Source organism: Microbulbifer sp. SE14 (assembly GCF_059834885.1).
The window spans coordinates 117,840-134,600 of the sequence record NZ_JCBAJA010000010.1 but is presented as its reverse complement, the minus strand read 5'-3'; the positions used below and the strand labels follow the sequence as shown (position 1 = coordinate 134,600).

At 62.3% G+C, this 16,761-nt stretch carries 12 protein-coding genes; 10 read left to right on the top strand and 2 right to left on the bottom strand.

The window, feature by feature from the left end; genetic code table 11:
• Window positions 1-88 precede the first annotated feature (88 nt).
• On the top strand, window positions 89-1,225 hold the full coding sequence (locus AC6R19_RS09550) for a DUF4861 family protein (RefSeq protein ID WP_500579572.1): 1,137 nt from the start codon (window positions 89-91) through the stop codon (window positions 1,223-1,225).
• A gap of 40 nt (window positions 1,226-1,265) precedes the next feature.
• Window positions 1,266-2,096 (top strand): 5-dehydro-4-deoxy-D-glucuronate isomerase, encoded by an 831-nt coding sequence (gene kduI, locus AC6R19_RS09545; protein ID WP_500579571.1) that lies wholly within the window; start codon window positions 1,266-1,268, stop codon window positions 2,094-2,096.
• 109 nt (window positions 2,097-2,205) lie between these two features.
• Here kduI and AC6R19_RS09540 read toward each other — a convergent pair whose 3' ends face one another.
• Entirely contained in the window at window positions 2,206-4,236 is a 2,031-nt protein-coding gene (locus AC6R19_RS09540) for a right-handed parallel beta-helix repeat-containing protein (protein ID WP_500579570.1), read from the bottom strand.
• A 385-nt stretch (window positions 4,237-4,621) separates the two neighbouring features.
• Here AC6R19_RS09540 and uxuA point away from each other — a divergent pair, with 385 nt between their 5' ends.
• Together uxuA and AC6R19_RS09530 are read left to right on the top strand one after the other, a co-directional pair.
• Window positions 4,622-5,794 (top strand): mannonate dehydratase, encoded by a 1,173-nt coding sequence (gene uxuA, locus AC6R19_RS09535; RefSeq protein ID WP_500579569.1) that lies wholly within the window; start codon window positions 4,622-4,624, stop codon window positions 5,792-5,794.
• A gap of 54 nt (window positions 5,795-5,848) precedes the next feature.
• Window positions 5,849-7,366, top strand: coding sequence for a mannitol dehydrogenase family protein (locus tag AC6R19_RS09530; protein WP_500579568.1), 1,518 nt, complete (start codon window positions 5,849-5,851; stop codon window positions 7,364-7,366).
• Window positions 7,367-7,400: 34 nt separating this feature from the next.
• On the opposite strand, the gene AC6R19_RS09525 is transcribed toward AC6R19_RS09530, so the two are convergent.
• On the bottom strand, window positions 7,401-8,114 hold the full coding sequence (locus AC6R19_RS09525; protein ID WP_500579566.1) for a FadR/GntR family transcriptional regulator: 714 nt from the start codon (window positions 8,112-8,114) through the stop codon (window positions 7,401-7,403).
• A gap of 296 nt (window positions 8,115-8,410) precedes the next feature.
• Between AC6R19_RS09525 and AC6R19_RS09520 the strand changes: the two genes are divergently transcribed.
• From AC6R19_RS09520 to AC6R19_RS09495, 6 genes are all read left to right on the top strand, one after another.
• Window positions 8,411-9,406 carry a sugar kinase gene (locus AC6R19_RS09520; protein ID WP_500579565.1) on the top strand — a complete coding sequence of 332 codons (996 nt, stop codon included), beginning with the start codon at window positions 8,411-8,413 and terminating at the stop codon, window positions 9,404-9,406.
• 122 nt (window positions 9,407-9,528) lie between these two features.
• Window positions 9,529-10,512, top strand: a complete 984-nt coding sequence (locus tag AC6R19_RS09515) for a TRAP transporter substrate-binding protein (protein WP_500579564.1) — start codon at window positions 9,529-9,531, stop codon at window positions 10,510-10,512.
• A gap of 114 nt (window positions 10,513-10,626) precedes the next feature.
• Complete coding sequence (locus AC6R19_RS09510; protein ID WP_500579595.1) at window positions 10,627-11,142, top strand: TRAP transporter small permease; 516 nt, start codon at window positions 10,627-10,629, stop codon at window positions 11,140-11,142.
• 9 nt (window positions 11,143-11,151) lie between these two features.
• A complete protein-coding gene (locus tag AC6R19_RS09505; protein ID WP_500579563.1) occupies window positions 11,152-12,453 on the top strand; it encodes a TRAP transporter large permease in 1,302 nt (433 codons plus the stop codon).
• Between the two features lie 31 nt (window positions 12,454-12,484).
• Window positions 12,485-13,855, top strand: a complete 1,371-nt coding sequence (locus AC6R19_RS09500) for a glycoside hydrolase family 28 protein (protein WP_500579562.1) — start codon at window positions 12,485-12,487, stop codon at window positions 13,853-13,855.
• A 17-nt stretch (window positions 13,856-13,872) separates the two neighbouring features.
• Window positions 13,873-16,707 (top strand): TonB-dependent receptor, encoded by a 2,835-nt coding sequence (locus tag AC6R19_RS09495; RefSeq protein ID WP_500579561.1) that lies wholly within the window; start codon window positions 13,873-13,875, stop codon window positions 16,705-16,707.
• Window positions 16,708-16,761 lie beyond the last annotated feature (54 nt).

The following is a 16,761-nucleotide window of genomic DNA, read 5'->3' as shown; positions in this document are numbered from 1 at the left end:
GTACCTTTGTACCATTTTTTTCGCGGCCCTTGGCGGACCCCAGTCTCAGGCGTCGGCCGCCCCCGGGCCGCTCGCGGGACAGTTTCTCGTGAGCGTGGAGAACCCGGCGGCGGTAGCGCGCACGGCCGCGCCCGTGTGCCTGGACTCGGCGCGCCTGGGGGCGCCGGCGGTCCGCCTGGCCGTGTTCGTGGGCGGGCGCCGGGTGCCGTCGACGGTGGAGGACTGCGCGCCCGAGTCCCCCGCCGCGGATCTGCTGCTGTCCCTCGACCTTCCCGCGCGGGGACGCATGCAGCTGGCACTGTTGGCGCTGCCGGAGGAGGGGATCGCCGCGGCGCCGGCGGCTGGAGGGGGCACCTATGCCGAACTGGCGGTGCGCCTGGGCGGCGAGGCGGACGCCGGCGGGCGACTGCGCGGCGGCGCCTTGACGCAGGTGCAGAGCCTGCGCCTGCCCGCCGGGCACCGGGTCGGGGACGGTCTGTTCAAGTACGAGGGGCCGGGCTGGGAATCCGGCCAGGTGGCCTACCGGCTCTATTTCGACCACCGCTCGGCAATCGATATCTTCGGCAAGACCCGCGAGGGTATTGTGCTGCCGGGGGTGGGGCTGGATGGGGGCGACTATCACAGTCTCGCCGACTGGGGCATGGATGTCCTGAAGGTGGGTGAGTCCCTGGGGGTCGGCGGCATTGGCGCCTGGGCGGGGGGCGCACTGCAGGGAGTGCAGCGCTTTGCCGGTGCGCAGCTGGACGTGCACAACAGCGTGGCCCACTCGGGCATCGACCTGCACTACCGCGACTGGCAGACCGCCGCCGGCGCCCGCGACCTGTCGTTGCAGCTGCGCATCGCGCCCGGGTCGCGCCTGACCCGCGTGCGCGCCATTTCAGGCGCGCCGCTGCCGGGCTGGGCCACCGGCATAGTGCGCCACGGCCCGGAACCGCTGGTGTACGAGGGGGCGGAATCCGGCTGGGGCTATCTCGCCACCTGGGGGCGCCAGAGCCTCGCAGGCGACGACCTGGGCATGGCCATTTTCTTCCGCCGCGACGATCTGCAGCGCATCACCGAGGACGAGCACAACCACCTGGTTGTACTGAAGGCGGGCGCTGGGGCGGAGTACTACTTCGCCGGCGTCTGGCGGGCGCCGGAGATCGACAGCGAGGCGGCCTTCGCGGACTACCTGCGGCGGGAACTGGAGAAACTCGACAACCCGGTGCGGGTGCGCTTCCTCTGAGGCGCAACGTCAATTAGCCAATGAACATCAAGGGGGACGAATGAACTTTCTACAAACGGCGGACAATATCCGCTACCGGCGTATGACCAGCGGTGAACTGCGGGAATCTTTCTGCATGGAGGGGCTCTTTGTGCCGGGCCGCATCAACCTCACCTATACCGATGTGGATCGCGCGCTGGTGGGGGCTGCGGTACCGCTGCCGAACCAGCCGCTGTCGCTACCCACGCACCGGGAACTGGCCAGCGAGTATTTCTGCGAACGCCGCGAGCTGGGCGTGGTCAACCTGGGTGCGGCGGGGCGGGTGGAGGTGGACGGCAGAAGTTTCGCCGTGGCGCCGCTGGAATTCGTCTATGTGGCGCGGGGCAGCCGCAGCATGAACTTCTACAGCGACGGAGAGGTTCCGGCGGAGTTCTACCTGGTGAGCTACCCGGCCCACCGGCAGACGGAAACCGTGCATATCCCGCTGGATAAGGCCAATACCCTGGAGCTCGGCGAGGCGGCGGGCAGCAACGAGCGGGTCATCTACCAGGCTATCTGCCCGGGAGTGGTGGACAGCTGCCAGCTGGTGATGGGGGTGACCCGGCTCGCCCGCGGGAGTGTCTGGAACACCAAGCCGCCGCACACCCACCGGCGCCGCACTGAAGTCTACCTGTATTTCGATTTCCCGGAGAGCGAGCGGGTGTTTCACTTTATGGGCGAGCCCGCCGAGACGCGCTCGCTGCCCTTGGCGCCGAAAACTGCCATCGCCTCGCCATACTGGTCGACACACAGCGGTGCCGGCAGCTGCAGCTACAGCTTCGTGTGGGCCATGGGCGGGGAAAACCAGCAGTTCGACGATATGGATCATCTGGCGTTGGGCGACATGGGCTGACAGGCCGCAATTCTCTTCCCGTCATCCGGTTTGTCCGGACGCTTCGCCCCGCACCCGTGGGGCTTTTTTTCGCCCGGACTGCGGCGGCGGCGCGCCGCCGCCGCTCGCGTCAGTAAGCGCGGGTTTTTACGTAAACACAGCCGTTGCTGGGCTCGTATTTCAGAATCCGGCCCGTGAAGTTGTTCGACGTTGCGTAATTGGCGTCCACCGACAGGGAGCCGCTGCCATCGACCGAGGTGACTGTGCCGCGGAAGTCACAGCTGGGATTGGCGTTGCTGTCCCAAACCTGCAGGTTCTCCCCGCCGAGATCGCGGTCGAAGCGTATGCAGCTGTCGCTTTGCAGGGTCGCCTCGTAGCGGGTGTCCCAGGGGACATCGATATAGCTGCCGCAGCTGCCGCCGCCGGAGCTGCCCCCGGAACTGGAACTGCCGGAGCTCGAGCCGCCGCTCGATGAGCCACCGGACGAGCCGCCGGTATAGACCCCCGACAGCGGTATCTGCGCGTAGACATCCTCGGCGATGGCCTGGTCCCAGGTGGCCACCGGCGTGCCGCTGATATTGAGGTGCTGGTACTGGCTGCCGTCCCAGGCGAAGGCGTAGCCGACTCCGGGGGTGTCGAACAGGCCCCAGGTGGCGATGGGTGCGCCCGCGCTGGTGGCCTTGGAGAGGCTGTTGTCCAGGAACAAATTGTTCGGACCCGTGGGGCCTGCCCACTTGCTGGCGTGGTCGCCGGAGCCGTACCAGATCGGCTGCCAGGTGCCGCTGTCCGGCTGGCCGTTGCTCCAGTTGCGATGCTCGAAGGGGACGGCGACCGTGTTGTTGCGAATGACGTTGTTGCGCTCCCAGCCGCCGTGCAGGTTGATGTCGCTGTCGAGTGTGTTGTTCTCGACGATATTGCCGGTCGCGGACCACTGTAACGTCAGGTGGCGCAGGCGCTGCAGGGTGTTGCCCGCGATCAGGCTGTCGTACAGCTTGGAGCCGCGGAAATAGCCGTTGCCGCCCGCGCCCTTGTTCCAGGCGCCGGAGAAGTCGTTGTTCCTGAACGTCATGTGGCGGGCGAACTCGGTCACCAGTGGGTGGGAGCCTGTCATCTCCATGTGAACATTCTCGACCCAGCCGTCCGCAGCCCACTTGAATAGGATGCCGTGAATGGCGTCCTCGGGGCAGAGGTTGACGTATTTGTGGCCGACGCCGCCGGGGTTCTGGCTCGAGTAGTCGCCGCTGTTGTAGCCGGCGCAGGTGGTGCCCGTCGTGGACATGGTCAGGTAGAAATTGCGGAAGCCGACATTTTCCACCGCGGTGATCGGGAAGACGCGGCTCTTGTAGCCGCTGCTGTTGCTGAGCGGAATATCAAACTCCAGCGGCTTGTCGAGGGTCACCGTGTCCGCACCGGTGTCCCTCGCGACCACGTCGAATATCTGCGTGCGCATGTGCCCGGTGGTGATATGCGAGGCGGAGCGGCGGCTGCTCGGCACGCCGGCCATATCCAGGAAGGCGTCGTCGCTGGCCGCGCCGACATAGATGCGGTCGCCGACGGAGAATTTGCTCGCCGCATTGCTTTCCAGGTACAGGACAGTGTCGCCGAGGGAGGCCGCCTGATCGAACTCGATGCCGTGCTTCCAGTGGAAATTGATACTGCCCTCGTAAGCCTGCTCGTTGGGGTGCTTGAGTCGAGTCTCCACGCGGAAGGCGGCGAAGCCCGGCCAGTACTTCTTGTCGAAGGCGGGCGCTCCGCTGGAGTCCGCGGTGTACGGTTGCCAGCTGCGCACGGTGATTTTGGTGCCCGTCGCCGGATCATTGCCGGCGCCGATGATCACCACGCCCGAGCGATCCACATGGACTTCGTCGTCGATATGGATCTCGCCGGCGGGCAGTTGTATCGCGATCAGATTAGAGGGCGAATTGCCGAGGGGAATCTGGTTGTCGATGATGCTCTGCAGCGCCGCCGCGTCATCCAGCCCGTCATTGGCGATAACGCCGTTGCCGGCGGCGTCGATGCTCTGGGCGAAACTGGTGGGTAGGGCCTGACCGCCCATGTAGCCGGGGGCGGCGGCGAGCTGTTGACTGGCCAGGGTGAGCGCGCAGGCGGTACCGATTCCTCTCAGTAGTCGCCCCGCCATTTGCGGAATTTCATTATTCATTATTGTCTCCAGTTGATGAGGTGTTTCAGGTTGGTCGCCGCCCTCGGTGGGCGGGTGTCCGGGAGTCGCGGGCACTTTCTCGCACCTCGCCGCGATTTCCCCGCTCACCCGGCGGCGCCGGTTTCCGCGCCGGAATCCCGGTGAGCCTCCAAACGCTAGCGCAGCGAAATAGGCCTTACAATCATGCCTCCTGGCTTTTTTATGAAAAAAGCAATAATTCCCCAGTAAAAATACATGAAATATCTAAAAGTCAGGATGGAATTGCCGATCCGTGTCGCTGTCGGGGCGCGAGCTTGCTATTTTCCCATTATCCGCGTTTAATTGGTCCGGTGGTCATACCAGTTGTTGGGTGACCTGGGTAGCCGACGAATTGGGAATACCGCAAATGCAAGAGACATGGCGCTGGTTTGGACCGGATGACGCAATATCACTCGAACATATCGCCCAGGCGGGCGCCACCGGCATTGTCAGTGCGCTGCACGAGATACCGGCGGGGGAGTTGTGGCCGGAGGAGAATATTCGGCGGCGCAAGGCTCTGATCGAGTCCGCCGGTCTGCGCTGGTCGGTCATCGAGAGCATTCCGGTACATAACGACATCAAAGCCCGTAGCGGCGACTTCGCGAGGATGATCGACAACTACCGCCAGTCGGTGATCAATGCCGGCCGCGCCGGGGTGAAGACCATCTGCTACAACTTCATGCCGGTGGTGGACTGGACGCGCACCAATCTGAACTACACCCTCGCCAACGGAAGCCGCGCCCTTCGTTTCGAGATGGTGGACTTTGCCACCTACGACGTACATCTGCTGCGGCGCAGCGGAGCGGAGGGTGATTATCCGCCGGAGGTGCTCGAGCGGGCGGGACAACGCCTGGAAGCCATGGGTGGTGAGGAAATTGCGCAGTTGGAGCGCAACATCATCGCCGGGCTGCCGGGTGGCGAGGGCTCCCACGACCGCGACGGCATCCGCGGTGCCATCGAGCTTTTCAATTCCCTGGGCACCGAACGCTACCGCGAGCACCTGTACCTGTTCCTGCGGGAAATCATCCCGGCGGCGGAGTCCGTCGGTGTGCAGATGTGCATTCATCCGGACGACCCGCCTTTTTCCCTGTTCGGCCTGCCGCGGGTGGTGTCCACCGCCGAGGATGTGCGCGCGCTGCTGGACGCCTTCCCCAGCCCCGCCAACGGTGTGACACTGTGTGCCGGCTCCTTTGGTGCGCGCGGGGACAATGACCTGGTGGCAATGGCGCGCGAGTTTGCACCGCGGATTTACTTCGTGCATCTCCGGAATGTGATCCGGGAGATGGATGGCTCCTTTTACGAATCCGATCACCTGGCCGGCGACAACGATATGGTCGGGTTGGTGCGCGCCCTGCTCGAGGAGGAGGCGCGGCGCCGGTGCGACGGCAGCGGTGGGGAAATTCCGATGCGCCCCGACCACGGCCTGCTGATGGCAGACGAAATCCAGGCCGCCGGGGTAAAGCCGGGTTACTCCTATCTGGGCAGACTCAAAGGATTGGCCGAACTGCGTGGCGTGATCCACGCCCTGGAGCGGTCGTAGGTTACGCGCGGTCTTTCATCGGGGCCGGGCATGGGGAGGCGAGTGGTGGGCGCAATGCGACGTTTGTCCGGGAAATTGCTGCAATCCGCGCGGCCCGGCGACGACCGGACGGAGCTTGGCCGGCCCGGCTACGATCCGCAGGCCCACGGCTGCGGCGTAGTGCATATCGGTATCGGCAACTTTCACCGCGCGCATCAGGCGGTGTACTTCGACGAGCTACTGGCGCGCTGCGGTGGCGACTGGCGCATCACCGCCGTGAGCCTGCGCAACCCGTCAATGCGCGACCGGCTGCGGGACCAGGACTATCTCTACACCCTGTGCGAGAAGGACGGCGAGCGGGAGCAATTCCGGATCATCGGTTCGGTTGCCTCGGTGCTGGTCGCTCCGGAGAGCACCGGTGCCGTGCTGGAGGCCCTCGCCAGTAAGGCGACAAAAATAGTGACGGTGACCGTCACCGAGCGGGGCTATTGCCTGGCCCCCGGTGGCGGGTTGGACCTGACCCACCCGGATGTGATTCACGACATTACCCGACCGGATACTCCCAGGACCATGCTCGGCTACCTGATCGCCGCCTGCCGCCTGCGGCGGAACAGGGGGCTGCCGGGATTCAGCCTGCTGAGCTGTGACAATCTTCCCGATAATGCCGAAATACTGAAGCGCTGCCTCCTCGCGGCCGCACGCCTGCAGGACAGCCGGCTGGCGGACTGGATCGAACGGCGCATCGGTTTTTGCAGCACTATGGTGGATCGCATGGTGCCGGTGATCACGCCGGAGACAGCTGCCTACATTCAGTCCCGCACGGGCTGGCGGGATGACGCCGGGCTGCTCTGTGAAGGGTTCCGCCAGTGGGTCATCGAGGATAACTTTGCCACAGATTGTCCCGATTGGGCGGCGGCGGGGGTAGAAGTGGTCGAGTCAGTGGCGCCCTACGAACGGATGAAGCTTCGACTGCTGAACGGCAGCCACTCGGCGCTCGCCTACCTGGGCCATCTCTTCGGCCATACCTATATCCACGAAGCGATGGCCGACCGCAGGCTGGCGGACTTTGTCGCCGCGCTGATGCAGCGCGAGTTGGTTCCCACGCTCACCGGTTTGAAAAATGTATGCCTGAAGGCTTACTGCCGCCGCTTGCTGGTCCGCTTTGGCAACTGGGCACTGCCCTACAGCTGCCTGCAGGTGGCCGCCGATGGTACGCAGAAGTTGCGCCAGCGACTGCTGCTGCCCGCCGCCGAGCGAAGTGCCGCGGGTCTGAGCAGCCCCCTGCTGTGTGTGGCCGTGTCCGCATGGTTGGCTTTTCTATGCAGGAGTGGAAACCCCGCGAATGGCTTCGATGTCCGCGATGCCGGTGCGGTTAAGCTGGTGGCAATGTTACAAAAGCAGCGGCAGAAGGCGGGCTTCCCCGGGAGGGAACAGGTACAGGCGCTGCTGGTGCATGCGGGTGTGGCGCCCGCGGCCCTGCTCAATGACGGCGTTTTCATTGACGGTGTGACCGAGGTTCTGCGCAGTATCGAAGAGCGGGGTGTGGAGTCGACCCTGCAGATGGTGCTGTCGAAGGAGCGGGTGCCGGCGTGACTCCGGCACACCGGGCCGCCCGTGCACCCGGGGGTCAGGCGTTTTCGTTTTCCCTTTCGAAGTAGGCCGCAGCCGCGGCCGTGGCGTTGTCGATATGGTTGCGCATGGCGGCGCGGGCTTTTTCCGGATTGCGCTGTTCCAGGGCGAGAATGATCTTGCGGTGATCCTCGATGGAGGGGTGCACCCCCTCACCGCGCAGTCGCTCCATGAACGCCGTGCTGAGCTCTGACTGATTGCGCAGCTCCCACAGCCAATCGACAATACTTGAAATAGCACTGTTCTGCGTGGCTTCCGCGATAATGCGGTGAAATTTCCAGTCCGCCTTTTCCGAGGCGTCCGAACGTTTCTCCTCTTCCTGCATCTCCTTGAGCGCCTCCTTCAACTCGAGGATCTGCTCACTGGAGATACGTGCAGCCGCCAGGGCACAGGCCTCCGATTCGACGATAAAGCGGATTTCGAGGATTTCGAAAGGACCTATGCCCTTGTCGCCCAATTCCGGCTGCTGTTGCTGGTATTGCTTCTGGGTCGCGTATATACCGGAGCCGGTGCGGATCTCGATAACGCCGGAAAGCTCCAGTGCGATCATCGCCTCGCGAATCGTCGGCCGGCTCACACCCAGTTTTTCTGCCAGAACCCGCTCGGAGGGCAGGCGCTCGCCGGGCTTGATACTGCCGCTGCTGATTAGCCGCGAGAGCTGCTCAGCCACTTTCAAGTAGAGTCTTTCCGCCTTTACTGCTTGCAGTTCCACAGTGTTTCTCTTCCGGTTATTCACTAAATGAGAGGCGGACTGCGTGTCGGCCAAATCTATCTGGCCACCAGTCCTGCTATGCGCTGATTCTAGCCAATGTTTGTGCACCATAGAAGCTTTCATCCTTGCACCGCTTGGGGTAGCGGTAATAATATGGTCAAACGGCTTTACCAATTTTCAGTCGCTGTCCGAGTGATGGCTGCGGCGGGGGATGTCGTATAGGGGTTGCTAGATTTCTGAATATTGGTTATACCGGTTTTATTATTGGTTATACCTCTTGTTTGTAAGGGTGAGCGATGGAAGAGCAAATATTGGAGAGCGGCAGAGCGCTACGCTTGGCCGCCCTGGGGGAAGTGATGGTGGAACTGGCGCCGCAGCAGTGGTCGGGGACCGGTGCACCGCTGTACGCACAGGGCTTCGCCGGGGATACCTACAACACCGCCGTCTATATGGCGCGCAGCGGCCTTGAAGTCAGCTATGTGACCCTGCTCGGCGACGATCCCTACAGCGAACAGATGCTCGCCGCGATGCGTGCCGAGGGGATAGACACCGCCGCCATAGAGTGGCTGCCGGGGCGTTGCCCCGGGCTCTACACGATACAGAACAGCGCCGATGGCGAGCGCCAGTTCACCTACTGGCGCGGCGAGTCGCCGGCGCGGGAGCTCTTCTCCGACGCCTCGGCGCGCGCGCGCCTGCAGGCCTATCTGCAGCGGATGGACTGTCTCTATCTCACCGGTATCACCCTGGCCATTATGTCTCCCGATGCGCGTGAGCACTTACTAGCTTTTCTTGCCGACTTCCGCCGCACCGGCGGCCGGGCGGCCTTCGACAGCAACTACCGGCCGCGCCTGTGGCAGTCGAAGGCCGAGGCCCGCGAGGCTGTATCCGCCTTCCTGCAGCAGGCGGATATCGCCCTGCTGACCCTGGAGGATGAGCAGGCCCTGTGGGGCGACCGCAATGCCGGCCGCTGCCTGGAGCGCAACGGCCGCTATCGGCTGGCGGAGCTGGTGCTGAAGCGGGGTGCGGAATCCGTCGTGCTGCAATACGATGGTGAATTAAGCGCCATCGCGGTGCCGCCGGTGCAGGGAATCGTCGATACCACCGGCGCCGGAGACTCCTTCAATGCCGGCTACCTGGCCGCGCGCCTGCAGGGGGCAGAGCCCGAGTCCGCCGTTGCCGTGGGCAACCGCTGCGCCGCCGCGGTTATCCGCCACCGTGGCGCGATCATTCCGGCAGCCGACTTCTTTGGCGAGGAGGGGCAGACGGTGCCGTCGGGGCTGGTGCGCGCCTGATGAAATAAGCGGTATTGCAGGTGGCTGCCAGTGCCGCTAGAATGGTAAGACCAATCTGGCCTGCCCTTACGCGAAGAGCCGGCCATACCTGTAGCGATAATAATAGAGAGCAGGTACAAGAAATGATAAAGAGAGCACTGCCGCAAAAGCTGGCGGTATTGGCGCTCCTGCTGTTGATCGGCAGCTGCGGCTTCGAACAGTCGCAGACGGCACTGAAGCTGGCGCACACCCTCGACCAGCAGCACTCGGTGCACCGCGCCATGATGTTTATGGACGAGCGCCTGCGGGAGCTTTCCGGTAACAACATGCGCATCGATATCTACCCCGGCGGCCAGTTGGGTAGCGAGCGCGAATTGATCGAGTTGCTGCAGGTCGGCAGCCTGGCGATGACCAAGGTCTCGGCGAGCCCGATGGAGGGCTTCGTGCCGGAGCTGAAGGTCTTCAATCTCCCCTATGTCTTCCGCGATTCCGATCATTTCTGGAAGGTGCTGCAGAGCGATATCGGCCGCGAACTGCTGGTTGCCGGCGAGCGCGCACGCCTGCGCGGCCTCGGCTATTTCGATGCCGGCAGCCGTAGCTTCTATGTCAACGACAAACCCATCCACACGCCCTCAGACCTGAATGGCCTGAAGATCCGCGTACAGAACAGCCAGACCGCCATCAAGATGGTGAACACCCTCGGCGGTGCGGCCACGCCGGTCAGTTGGGGCGAACTCTACACGGCGCTGCAGCAGGGCGTGGTCGAGGGTGCGGAAAACAATCCGCCCAGCTTCTATCTCTCCAAGCACTACGAAGTCTCCAAGTACTACACCCTGGACGAGCACACCTATGTGCCGGACATGCTGCTGATCAGCACCGAAGTTTGGAAAAAGCTCGACGCCCGGCAACAGGCCTGGCTGCAGCAGGCGGTGGACGAGGCGGTCGCCTATCAGCGCACCCTGTGGCAGGAGTCCACGCGCGAATCCCTGGCCGCGGTGGAAGCCGCCGGCGTGCAGGTGATCTACCCGGACAAGCAGCCGTTTATCGACGCGGTGCAGCCGTTGCACGCGAGTTTCGAGGGCACCGAGGTGGGCAAGCTGCTGGCGCAGATAGCCGAGATCCAATAGTCCCCTCCCTGATTTGCTCCCCTCTCCCGCATGCGGGAGAGGGGCCGGGGGAGAGGGTCGGGCCGCAGGCCCAATAAAAATCGAATAAATATAAAAGGTAACGCAGTGATGCTGATGCAAAGAATAGACCGGCTGCTGGAACTGCTGCTGGGCAGCCTGTTGGCACTGATGGTGCTGGACGTGACCTGGCAGATACTGACCCGCTTCCTGCCGATGAACCCCAGCTCCTATACCGAGGAGCTGGCCCGCTACCTGCTGGTCTGGATCGGCATTCTCGGCGCCGCCTACGCCTATCGCAAGAAATCCCACCTGGGTATAGACCTGCTGACCAATGCGCTGCCGGAAAAAGTCCGCAGAAAAGTGCAGCTGCTGACTATCTCCCTGTGCTTCGCCTTTGCCGCCGCCGTCATGGTGTTCGGCGGCGTGCAGCTGGTAATACTGACCTTCGAGCTGGACCAGCTCTCCGCGGCTCTGAATATTCCGATGGGTTATGTATACGTTGTCATTCCGCTATCGGGCGCGCTGATCTGCCTCTTCTGCATAGACCAGCTGCTGCAACTGCTCGGCGCCGTAAGCCCGGCGCGGCGCACTGCAAACCAGCCCGCAGAAATCGCTTCGGCCGAGGGTTAGGAGAAGATCATGGAAATTTCCGTAGCCGTACTGCTGATCAGCTTCCTGGTCCTGCTCGCACTCAACGTCCCCATATCCATCAGTATCGGCGTGGCCACGCTGCTGACCATGCTGGTCACCATAGACCCACTGCCGGCGTTGATCACCATGGCTCAGCGCATGGCCAGCGGAATCGACAGCTTCGCACTGCTGGCGATTCCCTTCTTTATCCTGTCCGGCCTGCTGATGGGCAGCGGCGGCATAGCGCGGCGCATCATCGCCTTCGCGCGGGTGCTGGTCGGCATGCTGCCGGGCGGCCTGGCGTTCGTGAATATCATCAGCTGCACCCTGTTCGGTTCCATCTCCGGATCGGCGGTGGCGGCCACCTCGGCCATCGGCGGCTTCATGATCCCGTCGATGAACAAGGAGGGCTACGACAAGAACTTCAACACCGCGGTCACCGTGGCCTCCTCCACCACCGGCCTGCTGATTCCGCCGAGCAATATCCTGATCGTCTTCTCCCTGGCCAGCGGCGGCGTGTCCATCGCCGCGCTGTTTATCGCCGGCTACCTGCCGGGCCTGATTCTGGCCCTGGGCCTGATGATCGTGTGCGGTATTTGGGCCAAAGCCAAGGGCTACCCGGTGGGCAAGGCGACACCCTGGCGCGAGGCGCTGGCAACGACCCTGGATGCGATTCCGAGTCTTTTCTTGGTCGTGCTGGTGATCGGCGGCATCATCAGCGGCATCTTCACCGCGACCGAGGCCAGCGCCATAGCGGTGCTCTACTCGCTGTTGCTGTCGGTGTTGATCTACCGCGAGGTCAAGGTCAACCAGTTGCCGGCAATTTTCGTGAAAGCGGTGGAGACCACGGCCATCGTCATGTTCCTGATCGCCGCCTCCTCGGCTATGTCCTGGATCCTGTCCTACGAAAATATTCCCCAGACCATCAGCCAGGCGCTGATCACCATCAGCGACAACCCGCTGCTGATACTGCTGACCATCAACCTGATTCTGCTGGCAGTGGGCGCCTTTATGGACATGACCCCGGCGGTGCTGATCTTTACCCCGATATTCCTGCCGGTGGTCACCGAACTGGGCATGTCGCCGCTGCAGTTCGGCATAGTGATGATCCTGAACCTGTGCATAGGCCTGTGCACGCCGCCGGTGGGCAGCGTGCTGTTCGTCGGCGCCAGTATTTCCAAGACCTCGATCACCAGCCTGATACGGCCGCTGCTGCCGATGTACGCAATGATGTTCCTGGTACTGATCCTGGTGACCTATGTGCCGGCGATCAGTGAGTACCTGCCGCGGGCGCTGGGATTGATCGACTGACCTGGCACCCAATACCAAGGAGCAAAGCACAATGCAAAAGCAGAATAAAAAGAGCCTGGTTTTATGTGTGCTTGCATTTATTTTGCTTGCCCCCGCGCCGCTGACGGTAGCTGCGGATGACTGGGAATTGGCGGAACAAATCGCAGCTGATGTCCAGCTGCCGGAAATCCCGGACAACATATACCGAATCACTGAATTCGGAGCCAAGGCGGGACAGAAGGTGGACGCCAGGCCGGCGATACTGGCAGCCATCAAGACCGCAGCCGGTAACGGCGGCGGCAAGGTGGTGATTCCCAAGGGCCGCTGGTTGAGCCATGGCCCGGTTGTGCTGCGCAGCCGCATAGAACTTCACCTGGAAGAGGGTGCCGTCCTGTTGTTTTCCCCGAAGCCGGAACACTACCTGCCGGGGGTGAAAACGCGCTGGGAGGGCACCGAGCTGTTTACCTATTCGCCGTTGATCTATGCAGCCAATGTGGAAGATGTGGCAATTACAGGCCAAGGCACCATCGACGGCAACGCCGACAGTGAATTCAAGCAATGGCAGGCTAAGCAGTCTGCGGACATGGAAAGGCTGCGCAAGATGGGTGCCAATGGAGTGCCGGTGGAGAAGCGGGTATTTGCAGCGGGAACTTACCTGCGACCACCGCTGGTGCAGTTTTTTGGTGCCAAGCGCGTGTTGCTGGAGGGCTACAAGGCCATCAACTCGCCTTTCTGGGTAAACCACCTGGTGTATACCGAGGACGCCATCGTGCGCGGTATCCGTGTGGAAAGCCACTTCGCCAATAACGACGGCGTCGATATCGAGTCCAGCAAAAACGTGCTGGTGGAAAACAGCTGGTTCCGCACCGGTGACGATTCTGTGGTGATCAAATCCGGCCGCGACCTGGATGGGCGCACCATCGGTATTCCCAGTGAGCGCATCCTGGTGCGCAACAACGATATGGGCGGTGAGGATGGTATAGCCCTGGGCAGCGAAATGTCCGGCGGCATCAGGGATGTCTTCTTCACGGACAATGTCCTCCGCAAAGGCGTATCCGCCTTCCGTTTCAAGTCCAACCTGGATCGCGGCGGGCTGGTGGAAAACGTGCGCCTGCGCAACCTGAAAGTGGAATCCTTCAAAAACCTGTTCTGGTTCCAGCTGGACTATCCTGGGGAGCTGGGCGGCGTCTTCCCGTCCACCTATCGGGACATTGTTTTCGAGAACATCGATGTCCAGGAAGTCGGCACCTTCCTGGAAGTGCATGCACCCGAAGCGGCGCCGCTGCAGGATGTGTTGTTCAGGGATGTGAGTGTCGACAGGGTGGAAACGCCCATGGTCATCGAGAATGCGGTAAATCTGAATTTTGAAGCGGTAAAACTAGGCAGCCAGCGGATCGATGGAGTACTGAGCTGGCGAAAATAAAAACGGGAGATGAAGAGATGAGAAAATACAAACTGAAGCCGCTGGTTTTTGCCATGGCCGTCGCCTCGCCGGCACTGGCCCAGGAGCAGGATGCCAGTGCCCAGGGGCAGACACTGGAAGAAATCACCGTAACGGGTTTTCGCGCCTCCCTGGAGAGGGGGCTGGATACCAAGCGCTCGAATCCCAACAGCAGTGACAGCATTATCGCCGAGGACATCGGCAAGATGCCGGACCTGAACCTGGCCGAGTCACTGCAGCGCGTCCCCGGTGTCGCCATCACCCGCGAGGGCGGTGAGGGCCGCAATATCACCGTGCGCGGACTGGGCCCGGGCTTTTCCCGCACCACCCTGAACGGCATGGAAGTACCCTCCAGTACCGGCGGTCTGGACTCCTCCGGCGGCGTCAACCGCGGGCGGGATTTCGACTTCAATGTCTTTGCCTCGGAGCTGTTCAACAGGATTACTATCCACAAGTCGCCGGTCGCCTCGGTGGAAGAGGGCGGCCTGGCATCCACGGTGGAGCTGTCCACTGCGCGCCCCTTTGACAACCCCGGCCAGCACGTTGCCTTCGGTGGCCAGATGATGGCGGACAGCTTCGCCGGCGAAGACGATCCCCGTCTCACCGGCCTCTACAGCAATACCTTTATGGACGACAAGCTGGGTGTGCTGGTGAGTGCCGCCTACTCCGAGCGCACGGTGCGCCAGGAGGGTTTTGGCACCGTGCGCTGGACCAGCCCGGATGCCAACGGAATGTGTTGGGACTGTACGGCTTTGCGTGAAGATCCAGACAATCCCGACAAAATTACCGGTTATAGCCACAACAACACCGTGGACACGGTGATCAACGGCACACCCAATCCGGCCGCTAACGGCGATTCGGTAGCGGGCGATCGAATCCCGCTGGACTATATGTGGACTCCCCGCCTGCCGCGCATGGATTCCTTCAACCGCGACCAGGAGCGGCTGGGCCTTACCGGTTCACTGCAATTCCGCCCCTCGGATTCCATGGAGTTCACCCTGGATGTGCTGACCTCCAACCTGAAGGCGGATGTGACCTCTTACAATTACTTCGCGCAGTTCCGCAACACCTACGACGATATCGTGCCCACTGAGGTCACCCTGGACCCGAGTGGCCGCTACATCGTTGCCGGTGAATTCGACAATGTAACGCCCCGTTCCGAGAGCCGCGGCCAGTTCAGCGAAACCGACTTCCGCCAGGTGGTGCTGTCCGGAAAGTTCGATCTCGCTGACAATATGACACTGGATTTGATGTACGGTAATGCGGTGTCCGAGCACACTGAAGACCAACTGCGCTTCAACCAGACTGCCAGCGAAGGGCACAGTTTTTCCTATTCCTTCGAGAAGGACAGCGATATCGCCGAGATGTCCTATGGCTTCGACATCCTCGATCCCTCCAATTACGTCTGGTCTGGTCCCACCCTGCGCCGGGATATCGTCGAGCGCGACAATGACACCTTCCGCGCGGATTTCACCATCGAGGGTGACGATTCCAATATCAAGACCGGTCTTATCTGGAACAGCCGCAAGGTGCAGTCACAGCGTTGGGACGCCATCAATGTCACCGACTTGAACGGTCAGGTGGTGGCTGCGGAACTGTCCGCAGCGCTAGGTGATGTCGTGGACGGTTATGCCGATGGCATAGACGCTCCGGCTGGCTACCCCACCTCCTGGCTGGTGGCGGACTACGATGCGGCAGCCGCAGCCTGGGGCGTGGGCCAGTGGGCGCTGAACGAGGACGACTCCAGTACATATGATATCGAGGAGGAGACCCTGGGCGGCTATGTGGAAGCCAATGTGTACGCGCAACTGCTGGGCCTACCGCTCACAGTCAACACCGGCCTGCGGATAGTGGACACCAAGGTGACTTCTCGAGGTGTGGCCAGCGACGGCGTAGATGGCTTTGTGCCCACGGAGCGGCAGGGCAGCTATACGGAAATCCTCCCTTCCGCCAACTTCGTATGGGAGCTCCAGGAAGACCTGCTGCTGCGCCTCGGTGTGGCCCGCAATATGGCGCGGCCAGGGCTGGGTAGTCTTGCGGGCACCGTGAGCGTGACGCCCATTAACGGCAATGTCAGTATCGGCAACCCCGGGTTGGAACCGGTGCGCGCCAACTCCGCGGATCTCGCCCTGGAGTGGTACTTTGCAGAAGAATCGGTGCTGGCGCTGACCCTGTTCCACAAGCAGATAGAGAGTTTCACCACCGGGGAAACTTTGGAAAATCAGCGCTTGCCGGCGGATATTCGCGCGGTAGTGGCGGCGCGCCCGGAGTACGACCCCAACAGTCCGCTGTATGAGCCCAATGCAATAGATCCGGACGCAGAGGCCTGGAACATCTCCACCTCCGTTAACGGTGAGGGCGCCGACCTGGATGGTTACGAAATCTCCTATCAGCAGCCACTGCGTTTCCTGCCCGGCTGGGCGAGTAATTTCGGTGTACTGGCGAACTTTACCCATGTGCACTCCAATGCCAACTTCGGCAACGGCGTGCGCGGGCCGCTGGAGGGGCTGTCTGCGGACAGTTACAACGTCGGTCTCTACTACGAGCAGGACAGGTTTGGTGGCCGCGTAATGCTCAATGGTCGCGACGATTACGTCACCGACCAGACCGGCTCCAATGGCAACGCCTCCCACGCCACCACCGGCCCCACCCGTGTGGATATGTCGGCCTTCTACGACGTGACCGAGAATATCACCGTTACCCTGGAGGGTATCAACCTCACCAACGAAACCGAGCGGCTCTACACCACTGGTCCCCTCGGTGACATGGATCTGGTGCGCGAATACAACAGCACCGGCCGCGAGGTTCTGCTGGGACTGCGAGTGAACTTCTGATCCGCAAGGCCGCCAAAGCCCTCTCCCGCTGGTGGGAGAGGGCTGTCAGTGATT

Bases quoted from the DNA above. Each gene is read 5' to 3' on its own strand.
- uxuA (WP_500579569.1), top strand. From the start codon at position 4,622: ATGCAAGAGACATGGCGCTGGTTTGGACCGGATGACGCAATATCACTC.
- AC6R19_RS09505 (WP_500579563.1), top strand. From the start codon at position 11,152: ATGGAAATTTCCGTAGCCGTACTGCTGATCAGCTTCCTGGTCCTGCTC.
- AC6R19_RS09500 (WP_500579562.1), top strand. From the start codon at position 12,485: ATGCAAAAGCAGAATAAAAAGAGCCTGGTTTTATGTGTGCTTGCATTT.
- AC6R19_RS09495 (WP_500579561.1), top strand. From the start codon at position 13,873: ATGAGAAAATACAAACTGAAGCCGCTGGTTTTTGCCATGGCCGTCGCC.
- AC6R19_RS09510 (WP_500579595.1), top strand. From the start codon at position 10,627: ATGCAAAGAATAGACCGGCTGCTGGAACTGCTGCTGGGCAGCCTGTTG.
- AC6R19_RS09530 (WP_500579568.1), top strand. From the start codon at position 5,849: ATGCGACGTTTGTCCGGGAAATTGCTGCAATCCGCGCGGCCCGGCGAC.
- kduI (WP_500579571.1), top strand. From the start codon at position 1,266: ATGAACTTTCTACAAACGGCGGACAATATCCGCTACCGGCGTATGACC.
- AC6R19_RS09540 (WP_500579570.1), bottom strand. From the start codon at position 4,236: ATGAATAATGAAATTCCGCAAATGGCGGGGCGACTACTGAGAGGAATC.
- AC6R19_RS09515 (WP_500579564.1), top strand. From the start codon at position 9,529: ATGATAAAGAGAGCACTGCCGCAAAAGCTGGCGGTATTGGCGCTCCTG.
- AC6R19_RS09520 (WP_500579565.1), top strand. From the start codon at position 8,411: ATGGAAGAGCAAATATTGGAGAGCGGCAGAGCGCTACGCTTGGCCGCC.